Below are 13,615 nucleotides of genomic sequence, written 5' to 3' on the forward strand. Positions count from 1 at the left end.
ACAGTTTTCCCCGTGACTTTACTGCAATGCCCCATTTTTTTCATGCTCTTTGGGTATTATGACAGTAAAGGCGGTTCCGACCCCTTCCTGTGAGGCAGCGGTAATCTCGCCGTTATGGTTCTGCATGATTTTTCGGCACATGGCAAGTCCAATTCCCGTGCCTGAAAACTGGTCGTTTCCATGCAGTCGCTGGAAGATATTGAAAATCTGCTCGGCATGCTGCTGCGAGAAGCCGATTCCATTATCGGATACTTCTATTTTGATATATTCCAATTCCAGATTCAGTGCATGAAGCCTCTTTTCGGATTCCGGCATAGGAGCTGAGGTAATGCTTATTTGAGGAGCAGTATCCGGTTTGGTATATTTCAAGGCATTGGAAACCAGATTGCCGAAGAGCTGTGACATCTGAAGCGGAATGGCCTCCACAACGGGAAGCTCTCCAATCTGGACCACAGCGTTTTTCTGTTCAATGATCAGGTCAAAATCAGTCAGGATGTCCGTTATCACATCATTGAGGTCAACTTTTTCAAATGTCTGTGAAATACTGGAAAGTTTTGAAAACTGAAGCACGTCCTTGATCAGGTTTTCCATCCTTCTGGAGGAAGTCAGGATCTTGTCGATGTAGAAATTTACTTTTTCCGGATTCTTGCCGAGATTGCTTTTCATCATATCGGTGAAGACGCTTATCTTTCTGATGGGTTCCTGAAGGTCATGGGAGGCTATGTAGGCAAACTGTGATAATTCCTTGTTGTTGGCTTCCAGTTCTGCATTTGCAGACTGGAGCTCGGCGGTTTTCTCCTTTACCTTGAAGGTGAGCTCCTGCTGCAGCTGGCGTTCTTTTGTCACATCCTGCGCCGTGCCGCTCAGCGAGTCCACCTGTCCTTCCTTGCCGAACTGCACCTGTGCGTTGGCATGGATGATGCGGTGCTGTCCTGTTATTTTGTTTATGATTTCAAATTCATAGTCATAAAATTGTTCGGCCGAACCGCCCAGTGCTTCCTGGAGCGCATCGGCAACTTTATTTCTGTACGGTGCGCTGATCCGCTGCAGGAACTGCTCGCGGTCAGCGGTATTGGTTTCCAGTCCGAGCCACTCTTTAAAGCGTTCGGAGCAGGTTATGTTTTTATTTTTTGCATCCAAAGACCAGGTGGAGAGTTCGGCCAGTTCTACGGCACCTGCCAGAGTGATACGGGTCTCCTCAAGTTTTTTTGATGCGATGACCTGATCGGTCACATCAACGGCAATATCCATTACCCCGTAGATTTCACCTTTTGAATCCCGTATAGGAGTGTAGGTGAACTCAAAGTAATAGGTGCTTATTTCTCCATTAAGCTTCAGGTCTGCCGGCATAGCGCGGCCGTAGTAGGTTTCGCCGGTTCGGTACACATCGCGCAGAATGTCCATAAAAGGCTGACCTTCGAGTTCAGGCACCGCCTGCAGAAATGGCTGTCCGATAACGGAGCGGTCTTTTCCCCAATACCCTATCATGATGTCATTGGCGATCTCAATTTCCATATCATATCCGGTGAACAGGCAGATGCCTACGGGCGACTGTTCAATCATGGCCGTAACCTGATACTGGCTTTCGGTTACCGCTTTTCGCCCTGAGATAATCTCATCCATATCCATGCAGAAACCCGCATAGCCGCCGTAATTTCCTTCGCTGTCCATAAAAGGGTCGCCTGCGGCTCTGCACCAGATCAGCTCTCCTGTATGTTTTCTTGCCCTGAAGAGCACATCGAAGTGTGTTTTGTTTTCCAAGGCATTCAGATAGGCTTCTTTTGTCTGTTTGAAGTCTTCCTCAAAAATGACGCGTGTCCATTTGCCGGCCAGCAGCTCCTCATAGGGAAGTCCTGTAAAATCGATAAGAGTTTTATTAAAATAGGTAAGCATGCCCTCTGTATTGGAAAGCCATAAGCCGGTAGGCGAGCTGTCGGTCACGTTCTGGAAAAGCCGCTGGGCATCTCGCTGTGCCTGCTCCAGACGGGATTCAGCCAGTTTCAAGGCGTCGCGGTTCTTTTCCTGCTCTGAGATGTCGGCTATGGTGCCTGAAAATGCGGATACTTTTCCTTCCGGGCTTAAGATTCTCGCAGCAGATACCGCAATGCGGTGTATGCTGCCGTCGTCCCATATCACGCGGGGCGTGTAAAAAAAGGTCCCGTTTTCAATTCCATTCTGGATGGCCTGGGAGCGAAGCTGCAGGTCCTCGGGATGCACATATTTGAGGAAATCCTTGCGGTTCAGATTCTGTTTGTTTTTCCCTGTCAGAAGCAGGCTGAACTCGGGTGAATATTCGATATGGTTATTGGCAAAGTCGACATTGAAAAGGCCAAGCCCCATGCTTTTTATGGTAAGGTCTGTAAGCTGTCTGGATTTATAAAGTTCCTCGGCCGCCTTTTTATGTTCGGTTATATCCTGCAGCGTGCCGTTGAAGCGGTAAGGCTTGCGGTTCTGGTCAAACCAGGCTTTCCCCAGAGCGTGTACGATGCGGTGTTTTTTGGTGCGGGGATGAATGATGGTATATTCCACATCATATTTTCCTCCTGAATTGTAATCCAAGGCATGCTGGATGCTGTTGACCACACGCTCCCTGTCCCAGTCGGCTATCGCCCCGAGTGCTGTGGGCAGCAGGATTTCCTCTTCCGATTTCAGGCCGAACCAATTCTTAAGCCTTGCGTTGGCGGAAAAGCTGTTGGTCAGCGGATTAAGGTCAAAAGTGCCGAATTCCGCGGCGTTGATGGCAAACTCGAGTTCGTCCCTGTTTTCGGTAAGCTTTCGGTTGTAATTTACCTTTTCGGTGGTTTCATTGCAGACCACCAAGACCCCTTTGATCAGGCGGTCGTCATCCCTGATCGGGCTGTAGCTGAAGGTCCAGTATACATCTTCCATTTTACCGTTTCGGTAAATGGGAAGCAGCAGATCATCATACCATACGCTTTCTCCGGTGCTTAAAACCTTTGTGATCAGCGGGAAAATAAAGTCCCATATTTCAGGCCAGCAGTCCATGCCTTTCTGTCCCATGGCTTTGGGATGCTTCCCTTCATTGCCGAAGCTCGGGCGGTAGGAGTCGTTATAGAACTGGATCAGGTCATCGCCCCACCATAAGAACATTGGAAATTTCGAGGATACGATGGTCGCAATAGTATTTTTAAGGTTTTCGGGCCAATTTTCAGGTGTTCCCAAAAGGTGGTTTTCCCAGTCAATATTTCTAATCAGCTCGGCGGATTCTCCTCCATTTTGAAGAAAGTAATAATCTGAAGTATTTAGGTCTTGATTCAAGTCTGTTGTTTTAGGCGAAGGGATGCTGTAATTTGCAGCGGTCTATGGTTGTTGTAAAAGTACGCAATTTTATTCTTCCCACTCCAGCTCATAAAACAGCAGGTCTTCTTCGTATGATTCTTTATCTGCTCCAAGTCCCTCAGGCGCGTAATAGTGTTTTTCGTATTCCATGACATTGTTTTTGGATAGTTTGGCAGCGGTTTTTTTAGAATGCGGCTAATATTTAAAATTAATTTTCTTGCTGTCTGGCGTTTTATATAATTTCATTTCACGGTTTTAAAATTTTCACTTTCGAAATACCCTTTTTTTAACAGTAAATAGGAGAAAACTTACCATTGAAAGGAGTATATTTGATCTGACAATACCCATAAACCCATAACAAATCTTTCACCCATGGAAAAAGCGATACAACTGAAAGTGAGAAAAGATTTGGATGCACATCAGCAGCACACAATCCTTAAGCTCAAAGGCAGCCTGATTTCAAAAGGCTATACTGAGATTATTCATATCCAGGACCAGGATGATGAGTTCCATATCAATAGTTTCGAAACAGCGGCTGAACAGAGAAATGAAGTGAAGCAGTATATTTCTGCTTTTATCAATGACGAAGACCTTGCCGGCATGGTCTCTTTCAAATAGGTGCTGCAGGTTCAGCAGCTGAATATTAAAATCAGTCCCATTGCTTATAAAAATAAAACCACCACTGAAGCGGTGGTTTTGTTTTTTGTCGGGATTACTATTGTTGAATCAAGGGTTTCCTTCACCGCCGCTTGCTCCGTATATCTGTCCTGTAGCATAACTGGCATCATTGGCGGCCAGCTGCACGTAGATGGAGGCCAGTTCAGCCGGTTGCCCCGGCCTGCCCATCGGCGTCATCGAACCAAATTCCTTCAGTTTTTCCATTGTGGCACCGCCGCTCACCTGAAGGGCCGTCCATACTGGTCCCGGAGCAACCCCGTTGACCCTGATCCCTTTTGGCGCAAGCTGTTTGGCAAGCGATTTGATGTAATTTGTTGTTGCGGCCTTGGTCTGTGCATAATCATATAGATCCTCAGTAGGGGCATAGGCCTGTACAGAACTTGTGCCAATTATGGACGATCCGGCTCTGAGATAGGCAAGGGCTGCTTTGATGATCCAGAAAGGCGCATAAATATTGGTTTTCATGGTCCAGTCGAATTCCTCTGTGGATATATCCCGTATGGAGGCATGGGTCTGCTGCCTGGCGGCATTATTCACTACGATGTCTAGGCCTCCGAGTTCCTTGGCTGCCTGATGCACAAGATGTGCGCAAAAGGCTTCATCTCTAAGATCCCCGGGAATAGCAATGGCTTTTCTGCCTTCAGCCCTGATGAGCTGGATTACTTCCTTGGCATCTTCTTCTTCGGTCGGAAAATAATTGATGGCCACATCGGCGCCTTCCCTTGCATAGGCGATGGCGGCTGCCCTTCCCATACCGGAGTCGCCTCCTGTGATCAGGGCTTTTCGCCCTTTCAGGCGGCCTGAGCCTTTATAGCTTTTTTCACCGTGGTCTGGCCTAGGGTCCATTCTGCTGACAAGACCAGGCCAAGGCTGCGACTGCTCTTTAAAAGGCGGTCTCGGGTATTTTGTATTGGGATCTTCCGATCCATTTGATGGATGTGTCTGTTCTGTGTTCATAGTATTGGAAAAAATAGGGTTATAGCTGCAGCTGCCAGAACTGCTCCCATGCCTGTAAGGGCTGTTTGGAGCGATATATTGTTTTTAACTTCCATAGCTGTCTGTTTTGAAGTTTCTGCAAACTCATTGATTATCATTTTTAAATTTTGCAATCCTGCATTTGCGGCAGCAGATCTGCTGCTGCGTCTTTACCTGTATCAAATCCTATACCTGATGCAGTGAGGATAAAAAATCACGGCCGATTTCTGCCGGATATGGGGCGTGCTGGAATTGCTTTTAAGGCGATGCAATAAAAATTATTCTGCGGCCGCAAAATTTATGGCATTAAGGGCGGTATTGCTCAGCACGCAGTCGGCTTCTTTCTCTTCGGCCAGCGTCTGGGTGAGCAGTTTGGCGGCATCGTTTTCACCCAGCGTTTTGGCAAAGGCGGCAAGAGTGCCATAGGTGGCGATCTCATAGTGCTCTATCTTCTGTGATGCGGCTATGATGCCGGCATCCCTGACAGGGCCGGGCTGTGTTTCCTCCAAAATGCTGTCGCCTTCCTTTAGAAGGCCTGCCATCGCTTCGCACTTTTTTCCTTCAGGCTTTTCGCCCAGCAGTTTAAAAACTTCTTTGAGCCTTGCAACCTGATTCTGGGTTACGGCGTGATGCTCCTTAATGGCTGAAGCAAGAGCCGGCGCGGAGGCGTTCGCCTGCATTTTCGGCAGTGCCCCGACAAGGGCATTTTCAGCCCAGTAGATATCCTTTAGGCTGTCGATAAATAATGTTCTCAATTCTGTGGCTGCATCTGCTGCCGGTGCAACGATGTTGTTTTTACTGCTTTTTTCTGCAGGTTTTGCATCTTTTGGTTTATCTGAATTTTTCATGATCTTCTATTTAGATTTTTAATTGTAAAGGTTTGGTTCACGTTCCCAGAAACGGTGTTTTCCCATTGCCGCTATAAAATCGGAGGCAAATTTTTCAGAGGCAGCCTGCGAGCTGATAATGATTCCCTGATCCTCATTTGTGATTCTGGATGCAAATGGCGCTGCACTTAGTACCGCTTCAGCACGGCCGTCAGCCGCTATCACTTTGCAGTGCTTATAGGCATCATTCAAAAATTCGTTCACTTCGTCGCTTTCGGCAAGCACGCTGAGCCCGAGCCCGTCCGGCAGATACACGGCATCAAAAAGTACTGATGCGGTCGTTAAATAGCTGAAATCGGCATGAATTTCCCCGTCTGTATCAGTCAGAACGGCTCCGAGGTTCGGTGCTATGATACAGCCTTTGGCATCTTGTTTGAGCAGCGCCGTTTTAATATTGGAAACAGCAGCTTCGGAAACCCCGTCGGCGCAGATGATGGCCACTTTACGGGAAGCAATCACAGGGGAATTGGTCGGGTTGTTGAGCATGCTCAGCGCATCGGAAGATTTTACGGACTGCTCAACGGTCTGTGATTCCTGATTCCCATTTTCATTTTCGGGAGAGACCCCATGGTTCGGGGGAGTTTCCAAAATGGGCGGCACGAGCGCCCCAAGTCCTGTGGCAACGCTTTGGGCCAGCTGCTGGTCAATTTGGGATAAAAGCCCCAGCATCCTGATCCTTATGGCTGCAGTTTCGACTTTTCCGAGTTCAAAACGAAGCGCTTTGACAATATGGCTTTTCTCTACAGTAGTCTGGCTGTTGAAGAATAATTTGGCTTGTCCGAAATGGTCGTTGAAGCTTTCGCTTCTTTCCCTTACTTTATGCGCATCGATGCGCTCATTGAAACTGGAGAAGCCTCCCTCGGCAATTTTTGCCTGATATGGGCATCCGCCCCCGAGGGAGTTGGGATGATAGCTCACCCTTCCGGTGTTGATTTCCTGGCGCATATGCCCGTCGCGCTGATTATTGTGCACAGGGGCAATGCTTCGGTTGATCGGGATTTCATGGAAGTTCGGGCTTCCGAGTCTGGAGAGCTGGGTATCGGTATAGGAGAACAGACGTCCCTGAAGCAGCGGATCGTTGGTAAAGTCAATCCCCGGCACCACATGTCCCGGGTGAAAGGCTATCTGTTCTGTCTCGGCAAAGAAATTGTCGGGATTCCGGTTGAGCACCATCCTTCCGATAATGCTAACCGGCACCAGTTCCTCGGGCACCAGTTTGGTGGGGTCCAGAAGATCGAATTCATACTTGTTTTCATCTTCGGCGGGAATGACCTGAATGCCGAGTTCCCATTCGGGAAAATTGCCTGCTTCTATGGCTTCCCAAAGATCCTGCCTGTGGAAATCGGCGTTTTTCCCTGAGATTTTCTGCGCCTCGTCCCAGGCCACGGCATGGGTGCCGAGTTTGGGCTTCCAGTGGAATTTCACAAAAGAAGATTCCCCTGCCTCATTAACCAGCCTGAAAGTATGCACCCCGAAACCTTCCATCATCCTGAGGCTTCTTGGAATGGCGCGGTCGGACATGGCCCACATGATCATGTGCATGGACTCGGGCATCAGGGAGATGAAATCCCAAAAAGTATCGTGGGCGGATGCCGCCTGTGGCATCTCATTGTGGGGCTCGGGTTTTACGGCATGGATCAGGTCCGGAAATTTAGAGGCGTCCTGAATAAAAAAGACAGGAACATTGTTGCCCACCAGATCATATATGCCTTCCTGGGTGTAAAATTTCACGGCAAATCCGCGGACATCACGGGCCAGATCGGTTGAGCCCCTGGATCCCGCCACGGTGGAGAACCTTGCAAAAACAGGTGTTTTCTGTCCTTTTTCCTGAAGGAATCCCGCTTTGGTAAGCTGTGGTATCGGACTAGTCACTTCAAAAAAGCCGTGTGCGCCCGAACCCCTTGCGTGCACAATCCTTTCGGGGATACGCTCGTGGTCAAAATGGGTAATTTTTTCCCTGAGTATAAAGTCCTCGAGCAGGGATGGGCCCCTTTCTCCGGCTTTTAAGGAATTATTGTCGTCGTTGATTCTCACACCCTGATCGGTGGTCAGGAATTTATTGGTGCCGTCTGATTTGTTGATCAGCAGATCCCTCTGCTTTTCATCCTGCAAATTTTTCATAAGATGTAGTGATTATGGGTTAAGTAAGACCTGATAAAGAAGAAGTGCGGCGAAGCATCGTAACGTGTAAGACGCTCCTGCCGGTTTCAGGTTATCAAATTTACCTTTACCCAGACGGTTCGGGTTACACGATTTCGTCTGCTTGTTATACAATTACCGTTTTTAAGTTGTTGAAAAATAATCACTTATATTTTTAATCCGATAAATAATGTAAGAAACGACTGTAATTGTATAAGGGGTAACGCATCTTGGTTCTGTACTTTTATTCACGGCTGCAGACAGCTATCAGTCAGGAAACTAATCGGTTTATAATTAGGGAAACTATGAAAAAATTAATACGCAATAACGGGCTGTCGATCTGTTTTCTGCTGCTGTTCCTGTTTTCATTTGCAGGACAGATCGGCTTTGGATTCGCCCAGTACAACAAGGAGCTTCTGGAAGAGGGCAGTGCCCGCATCAGCCTGTTTTCGTATTTCAGCACGGGTCATTTCATAGAGGCCACTTTTGAGAATTGGGAAAGCGAGTTCCTTCAGATGGCGCTGCTGGTAGTGCTGACGATCTTCCTGCAGCAGAAAGGCTCTTCAGAGTCCAAGGATTTTGACAAGGAGGAAGAGGTTGACAGGGAGCCTTCGGCGAAAAGAAAAGATGCGCCCTGGGCGGTCAAAAAAGGAGGGTGGATACTGGCTTTATACAAGCATTCTCTTACCATGGCCCTGCTGCTGCTTTTCGTACTGAGCTTTGCCGCACATTTTTACGGCAGCCTAAAGGATGAAAACCGTGAGCTTGCGCAGAAAGGCCAGCCGGCAGAAACAGCAGGGGAGTATATCGGGGATTCTCGCTTCTGGTTTGAATCTTTCCAGAACTGGCAGAGCGAGTTCCTTTCGGTATTTGCCATTATCGTCTTTTCAATCTATCTCAGACAGATCGGCTCCTCGCAGTCCAAACCTGTTGATTCCCCGCACAGCCAGACGGGGAATAAAAAATGAAAAAACGCAGGTTCTTTTAACCAAAAGCCTGATTTAGATAAAGGCTTGTACCTCTACAGCCTTGGTTGATTATTAATGTTTTTGAACCTGCGGCATTTGCTGGCCGCAGGTTTATTTTTTTGATTACCAGCCACAAGAAGCATCACAACATTTAAAACATCAGAATTATGAAAGCGATTATACTTTTAGGGACGCTCAAGAAAAAGGGCAGGTCCAGTACCGTAACCCTTGTTGAATTTCTGGGAGGGTATCTTAAAAAGGAAAAAATAGAGTATGAGGTCATCAAGCTCGCTGACCATCATATCGTTTCAGGGACCTACCTGCACATGGACGAAAAAGACGACTGGCCGGCTGTATACCAGAAAATACTCGAAGCTAAGATTATGATTTTTGCCACCCCTTTATGGTGGAACAGCCATTCTTCGGAGCTACAGCGCTGCATAGAGCGTCTGGACGAGGTCTATGACAAGATCCTTGCGGGGGAAGATTCGCCGCTGGAGGGAAAAATTGGCGGGGTGGTGATCACGGGGGATTCCGACGGTGTGGAGCATGTGACGGGAAACATAGCCAATTTTTTCTGCAGCATCGGCATCACGCTTCCGCCTTATGCCTCGCTTGGGGTGATCTGGCAGGGGCATGCCAAAGGCGAAAAACGGACCAAGACCCAGCTTCTGCATTACTACCAGCGCCATTATGCCAAGGATGCGGGAGCCATGGCGGCGTCGCTTTCCAAAGCGGCAAAGCGAATCTAGATCCAAAAAAAAACCTTTTGGGCAATCCCAAAAGGTTTATTTACAAAACGGGCAAGTCCTGTTTAGTGTTTTCCGTTCTCCAGATACGATTTCACCCCTGCAATGTCGTCGTGGACGATCTTTTCAAACAAAGAGTTCAGCAGTTTGGCGGTTGCCTGTCCGGCGATGCCAAGGGGTGCGCGGTAGGAAATCGTGACTTCTATTTCTGTAGCGTTTCCTGTAGCCTTGAAAAGTACTTTTCCAAAGTTTTTTATCGGCGCGCCTTCTATGGACTGCCAGCTCAGGAGTTTTTCCCTGTGGTCTTTGATGATTTCGGCTTTCCAGCTCAGCGATCCGATGCCTGCAGGCCCTTTTGCAGTCCATTCGGACTGGGTGCTGCTTATGGTTTTAACCGACTCCAGATGGTCCATGAATTTGGGAAGGTTTTCCAGATTGCGCCAAAAGGCATATACCTCGCTGATGGGCCTGTCGATGGTTATTTTTGTCCTGATGTTGACATTAGAGCCCTTGTCGTTTTTCAGATGGTCCACGGCGCTGTATACCGGGCAGTAGCCGCTGATCCCCCTAGCTAGCATGGCGCCGCCTGAGGTAATCTGACTTATATTTTTCTTTTCCTGTGAAAGCCCTTTGTATAGGAGATAGGAACCGGCAACGGTCATCAGGACGCGTTCCAGTTTCGATACATTTACCCTGTTTTTTGACTGTGATAGTGCTGTAGTCTGCATATGTTATATTTTTAAATTGATCTTTAGGTTAGCTGTTGGTGGCTGCGCTTCCTGAACTTCCCGCGCCGCCCGAGTTGTTGTTTCCGCCTTCTTCTTCGTAGCGGTCCGGGTCTGTCCCGTCCTGGTCGCGCTCATCATCCCAATCTCCAGTATTGGCATCCTGTTCCGCATTTTTATCCTCTGCCGCGCTGAGCTGCTGGTTGTATGGGCATTTTTTAAGTTCCTCTTCGCTGTAATTATGTAAATTTTCCATGACTCCTATTTTTTAAAATTATGTTACCTTAAAATTAAGCCATGAAGGCTGGTTCGGGCTTACAGGAAAACTGCGGATTATTATCTAATTAACATGTTGTCCCAAAAGGGATTGCTGATTCTGATAAGGATACTGTACCTTCAAGTGTCTGCGCGCCAAAAAAAAGCCGATAGTATTATCGGCTTAGGAGTGAACGGCTTTGGTTTTGCGTTTTTTCAGACGGTCCCTTATCTGATACAGGTTCTGACCAAGCAGGCTCAGAATCTTTTTGTGGTGCTTGGACGGCTTGTTCTTCAATCCCCTGCATTGCAGGACTTCCATACGGCTGAGCGAGATTTCAATGGTTTCCACGGATTCCCCGTCCATTTTAGCCGAGAGTATCAGCGAATCCTTTCTATCATAATACTCGTTGGCAAATACGCAGTGGTGCAGGTCGTCGCCCTCTGTCATAAAATCCCTTACGTTCTCGATTACGGATATGCTCAGTTCATTCTCTTTAAAGAGCAGACCGAAGAAACGTTTTTTTTCGCCTGCGTATTTTTTCTGCGCCTTTTCTATTTCAAGGCGCAGGTCTTGGAGCTTTTTCTTTCTGAGCAGTTCCCTTTTCTTTTTGACTAAATAGTCGTGCGCTTCGCCCAAATTAACGGGACATACGTGCATGGCGCAGGAAAGGTCTTTTTTGAAATAACGCAACAGCTCCAAATAATCCTCCCAAATTGGCACATCAGCAATTTTGTAACTGTTCCTGATTACCGTTTTTACAGCAATCCAATTTCGTCTTATCTGTTGTCGCGATGCACCGAGGTAATACTGCAACAGGTTCAGCTGTCGGGATTTCAAAAGGGTCTCGGCTATGGGATCGGACAGAAGCGATGCAAAGAGCAGGTGCGGGGCGATGTCGTAAACCGAGGTCTTGAAGCCGTTGCGTTTTAAAATCGGAAGCACTTTCATCTGCGGATAAACCTTGAAGGGGTTGATGTAGTATTTGGCATTGCGGATGAAATCCTTTGGCTTTATTTCAAGCGGGGAATAGAATTTCCATGCATCGAGCGTGCTGGAAAACACATTGGTGGAGAGCGCCAAGGTGCGCACTTCGCCTTTTGGGTTTATCCAATGCTGCATGACCTCTTTGTGGAAATAGGTCGGCGTGAAATTCTTTTTCATGTGTTTGTAGGCAATGACCAAACGTACCACCTGAAACCCCGCACAGCTCTCGATAACGGCAAAGTATTCGGTTTCCTTGAAATGCACCTGATTATAGGGCATCATTTTGAGCCTGCCCGAGCAGGCAGGGCAGGACACATATTTATCGCAGGTGCTTTGGCAGGAGGGTTTCCAAACGTGGGCGCACTGCAAACAGTAGAATTTGGAGCGCGAGAGCACGCCCCATTTCAGAAAGATGCTTTTTTCCGCCCACGCGAAAACCTCAGGTCTTATCGGCGCAAGGGAGGCGCTCAAAGCAGTGAGCTGTTTTTCGATGCTGGTTTTGGGTATCATAGGTCAAAGAGGGTCAGGGCGGTCTGCACCGCAGGTTTTACATCTTTTTTTACTGTTGGAGCAGGTTCGCTTTTGACAGGCAGAGCAGGGACTGCAGGCTGTGAGAACAGGTCTGCGGGTGCAGGGGTCTGCACCACGGCTCTGCACGCAATCGGTGCGGGCGTGCCGATGGAATCATCGGTGTAGTAGTTGACTGCCATGTCAAAGATTTCCTGATTGTCAAAGGCGCACAAGCCTGTTTTTTTGACCTCGCCGAAGATGTAGTTCAGACAGCTTTCCAAGTTTTTGGAAGCTTTTCCATAGTGTGGCGCAAAGGCTGTATCGCCCTGCGCCAAGGTGCTGAGATAGCCCTCTATGGCTTTTCTAAAATTTTCAGAAGCTTTCATAGGAAGATAGTCAAGTTTGAAAATTTCACTCAAAGAGCTTTGTATACAGGTCATAGCAGTATTCCTCAAAGCAGAGCCAGCATACAAAAGTGTAGTGCAGGGTCTGAAAGCGGTTCTCGATCGGTTCGCCGATGGCTTCCTCCAGTTTGGTTCTGATATTTTCAAGGTCATCGATATGTTCGATGTAAAAGGTTTTGCAGTCATCGTGATAGATGAATTCGGAAATCATCCCGCTGATGCACCCGCCTCTCTGCAAGTCAAGAAAAAAGGATTTCAGCTGTGCTGAGCGCTTGCCGTCATAGGAAGTGATGCTTCGCAGAATGATTTGGTTAAAGGCACCGCTTACACGATACTCGGAATAAGAAGATTTTTGTAAGGCTTTCATAATACTGTATTTAGGCGTGTATAAAAATGAATGGCAGATAGGATTTAGAAAGGCAGGTCGTCGGGATTATCCGATTCCTTCTGCTGTTTGGGTGCAGGAATGGCTTTTGCAGTTTCCCCCTGCGCAAATACAAGGATTTTAATATCCGAGGTGTGAAAGGTCAATGAACCGTGCGCGCGGGCGTCATTTCCGATATAGACATTCAGCCCAATGCGCCCGAAGAGCTGTACGAGCGTTCCTTTTTTGAGCCACTGCGCCAGACCTGCGCTGAGCCAATACGAGCAGTCGATATAGGTTACAATCTTTTTGGTTTCGGTGCTTCCTTTGGGCTTGTAGCTGTCGCTTATCGCTATGGAGAAGTTCACCACCTCACGGTTTTCTTTTACCTTAAAAACTGAGGCATCTTTTACAATTCGTCCTGTGATTTCCATGACATAAAATTTTTAGTGAATACTTGTTCAAGTTTTTTCCCCATACCCCGCAACGCAAATTTTTCAAAAGAAAAAACGGGAAAAAAGAAAGCAAAAAGCCAGTGGGCGCAAGGAGCCGGAGTGCTATAAGTCCCGAAGGGCGGCGGGGAGCCGTTATGCGCATGCAGGTGAGGGCGGACACTACTTTGGCTGCCCTTTTAACCCGTTTTGAATTGAAAATTGGCCTTCTTTTTTGTGTT

General features: G+C 47.7%; 13 protein-coding genes. 3 read left to right on the forward strand and 10 right to left on the reverse strand.

Annotation, left to right across the window (positions count from 1 at the left end; translation table 11 throughout):
- Positions 1-18: 18 nt before the first annotated feature.
- Positions 19-3,279 carry a PAS domain-containing sensor histidine kinase gene (locus AC5ZCW_RS09545; RefSeq protein WP_496119357.1) on the reverse strand — a complete coding sequence of 1,087 codons (3,261 nt, stop codon included), beginning with the start codon at positions 3,277-3,279 and terminating at the stop codon, positions 19-21.
- 393 nt (positions 3,280-3,672) lie between these two features.
- Here AC5ZCW_RS09545 and AC5ZCW_RS09550 point away from each other — a divergent pair, with 393 nt between their 5' ends.
- The gene (locus AC5ZCW_RS09550) at positions 3,673-3,918 is read left to right on the forward strand and encodes a hypothetical protein (RefSeq protein WP_496119358.1); all 246 of its coding nucleotides are present in this window, start codon (positions 3,673-3,675) and stop codon (positions 3,916-3,918) included.
- Positions 3,919-4,026: 108 nt separating this feature from the next.
- Here the strand turns inward: AC5ZCW_RS09550 and AC5ZCW_RS09555 are convergent, their stop codons facing one another.
- The 3 genes from AC5ZCW_RS09555 to AC5ZCW_RS09565 all read right to left on the reverse strand — a co-directional run bounded on the left by AC5ZCW_RS09555 (position 4,027) and on the right by AC5ZCW_RS09565 (position 7,961).
- On the reverse strand, positions 4,027-4,935 hold the full coding sequence (locus tag AC5ZCW_RS09555; protein WP_496119360.1) for an SDR family oxidoreductase: 909 nt from the start codon (positions 4,933-4,935) through the stop codon (positions 4,027-4,029).
- A gap of 296 nt (positions 4,936-5,231) precedes the next feature.
- Positions 5,232-5,801, reverse strand: coding sequence for a YciE/YciF ferroxidase family protein (locus AC5ZCW_RS09560; RefSeq protein WP_496119362.1), 570 nt, complete (start codon positions 5,799-5,801; stop codon positions 5,232-5,234).
- Between the two features lie 18 nt (positions 5,802-5,819).
- Positions 5,820-7,961, reverse strand: a complete 2,142-nt coding sequence (locus AC5ZCW_RS09565) for a catalase (RefSeq protein WP_496119364.1) — start codon at positions 7,959-7,961, stop codon at positions 5,820-5,822.
- Between the two features lie 323 nt (positions 7,962-8,284).
- Between AC5ZCW_RS09565 and AC5ZCW_RS09570 the strand changes: the two genes are divergently transcribed.
- Positions 8,285-8,947 (forward strand): DUF6766 family protein, encoded by a 663-nt coding sequence (locus AC5ZCW_RS09570; RefSeq protein ID WP_496119366.1) that lies wholly within the window; start codon positions 8,285-8,287, stop codon positions 8,945-8,947.
- Between the two features lie 167 nt (positions 8,948-9,114).
- Positions 9,115-9,699 carry a flavodoxin family protein gene (locus AC5ZCW_RS09575; RefSeq protein ID WP_496119368.1) on the forward strand — a complete coding sequence of 195 codons (585 nt, stop codon included), beginning with the start codon at positions 9,115-9,117 and terminating at the stop codon, positions 9,697-9,699.
- Between the two features lie 62 nt (positions 9,700-9,761).
- Here AC5ZCW_RS09575 and AC5ZCW_RS09580 read toward each other — a convergent pair whose 3' ends face one another.
- The 6 genes from AC5ZCW_RS09580 to AC5ZCW_RS09605 form a co-directional block, all read right to left on the reverse strand.
- Positions 9,762-10,424: an SRPBCC family protein gene (locus AC5ZCW_RS09580; protein ID WP_496119370.1), complete on the reverse strand. Its 663-nt coding sequence runs from the start codon at positions 10,422-10,424 to the stop codon at positions 9,762-9,764.
- A gap of 28 nt (positions 10,425-10,452) precedes the next feature.
- Positions 10,453-10,677: a hypothetical protein gene (locus AC5ZCW_RS09585; protein WP_496119372.1), complete on the reverse strand. Its 225-nt coding sequence runs from the start codon at positions 10,675-10,677 to the stop codon at positions 10,453-10,455.
- Between the two features lie 183 nt (positions 10,678-10,860).
- On the reverse strand, positions 10,861-12,174 hold the full coding sequence (locus tag AC5ZCW_RS09590; RefSeq protein ID WP_496119374.1) for a PcfJ domain-containing protein: 1,314 nt from the start codon (positions 12,172-12,174) through the stop codon (positions 10,861-10,863).
- Complete coding sequence (locus tag AC5ZCW_RS09595; protein WP_496119375.1) at positions 12,171-12,560, reverse strand: PcfK-like family protein; 390 nt, start codon at positions 12,558-12,560, stop codon at positions 12,171-12,173. Before AC5ZCW_RS09595 ends, AC5ZCW_RS09590 begins: the two co-directional genes overlap by 4 nt.
- Before the next feature lie 25 nt (positions 12,561-12,585).
- Positions 12,586-12,945 carry a DUF7222 domain-containing protein gene (locus AC5ZCW_RS09600; RefSeq protein WP_496119377.1) on the reverse strand — a complete coding sequence of 120 codons (360 nt, stop codon included), beginning with the start codon at positions 12,943-12,945 and terminating at the stop codon, positions 12,586-12,588.
- Positions 12,946-12,989: 44 nt separating this feature from the next.
- A complete protein-coding gene (locus AC5ZCW_RS09605; RefSeq protein ID WP_496119379.1) occupies positions 12,990-13,376 on the reverse strand; it encodes a single-stranded DNA-binding protein in 387 nt (128 codons plus the stop codon).
- Between the last annotated feature and the right edge of the window lie 239 nt (positions 13,377-13,615).

The organism is Flavobacterium sp. PLA-DH12, assembly GCF_059511845.1.

What these genes read in the sequence shown, in the direction of transcription:
- AC5ZCW_RS09550 (WP_496119358.1), top strand. Translation starts at nt 3,673, where the DNA reads ATGGAAAAAGCGATACAACTGAAAGTGAGAAAAGATTTGGATGCACAT.
- AC5ZCW_RS09555 (WP_496119360.1), bottom strand. Translation starts at nt 4,935, where the DNA reads ATGAACACAGAACAGACACATCCATCAAATGGATCGGAAGATCCCAAT.
- AC5ZCW_RS09560 (WP_496119362.1), bottom strand. Translation starts at nt 5,801, where the DNA reads ATGAAAAATTCAGATAAACCAAAAGATGCAAAACCTGCAGAAAAAAGC.
- AC5ZCW_RS09565 (WP_496119364.1), bottom strand. Translation starts at nt 7,961, where the DNA reads ATGAAAAATTTGCAGGATGAAAAGCAGAGGGATCTGCTGATCAACAAA.
- AC5ZCW_RS09570 (WP_496119366.1), top strand. Translation starts at nt 8,285, where the DNA reads ATGAAAAAATTAATACGCAATAACGGGCTGTCGATCTGTTTTCTGCTG.
- AC5ZCW_RS09575 (WP_496119368.1), top strand. Translation starts at nt 9,115, where the DNA reads ATGAAAGCGATTATACTTTTAGGGACGCTCAAGAAAAAGGGCAGGTCC.
- AC5ZCW_RS09580 (WP_496119370.1), bottom strand. Translation starts at nt 10,424, where the DNA reads ATGCAGACTACAGCACTATCACAGTCAAAAAACAGGGTAAATGTATCG.
- AC5ZCW_RS09585 (WP_496119372.1), bottom strand. Translation starts at nt 10,677, where the DNA reads ATGGAAAATTTACATAATTACAGCGAAGAGGAACTTAAAAAATGCCCA.
- AC5ZCW_RS09590 (WP_496119374.1), bottom strand. Translation starts at nt 12,174, where the DNA reads ATGATACCCAAAACCAGCATCGAAAAACAGCTCACTGCTTTGAGCGCC.
- AC5ZCW_RS09595 (WP_496119375.1), bottom strand. Translation starts at nt 12,560, where the DNA reads ATGAAAGCTTCTGAAAATTTTAGAAAAGCCATAGAGGGCTATCTCAGC.
- AC5ZCW_RS09600 (WP_496119377.1), bottom strand. Translation starts at nt 12,945, where the DNA reads ATGAAAGCCTTACAAAAATCTTCTTATTCCGAGTATCGTGTAAGCGGT.
- AC5ZCW_RS09605 (WP_496119379.1), bottom strand. Translation starts at nt 13,376, where the DNA reads ATGGAAATCACAGGACGAATTGTAAAAGATGCCTCAGTTTTTAAGGTA.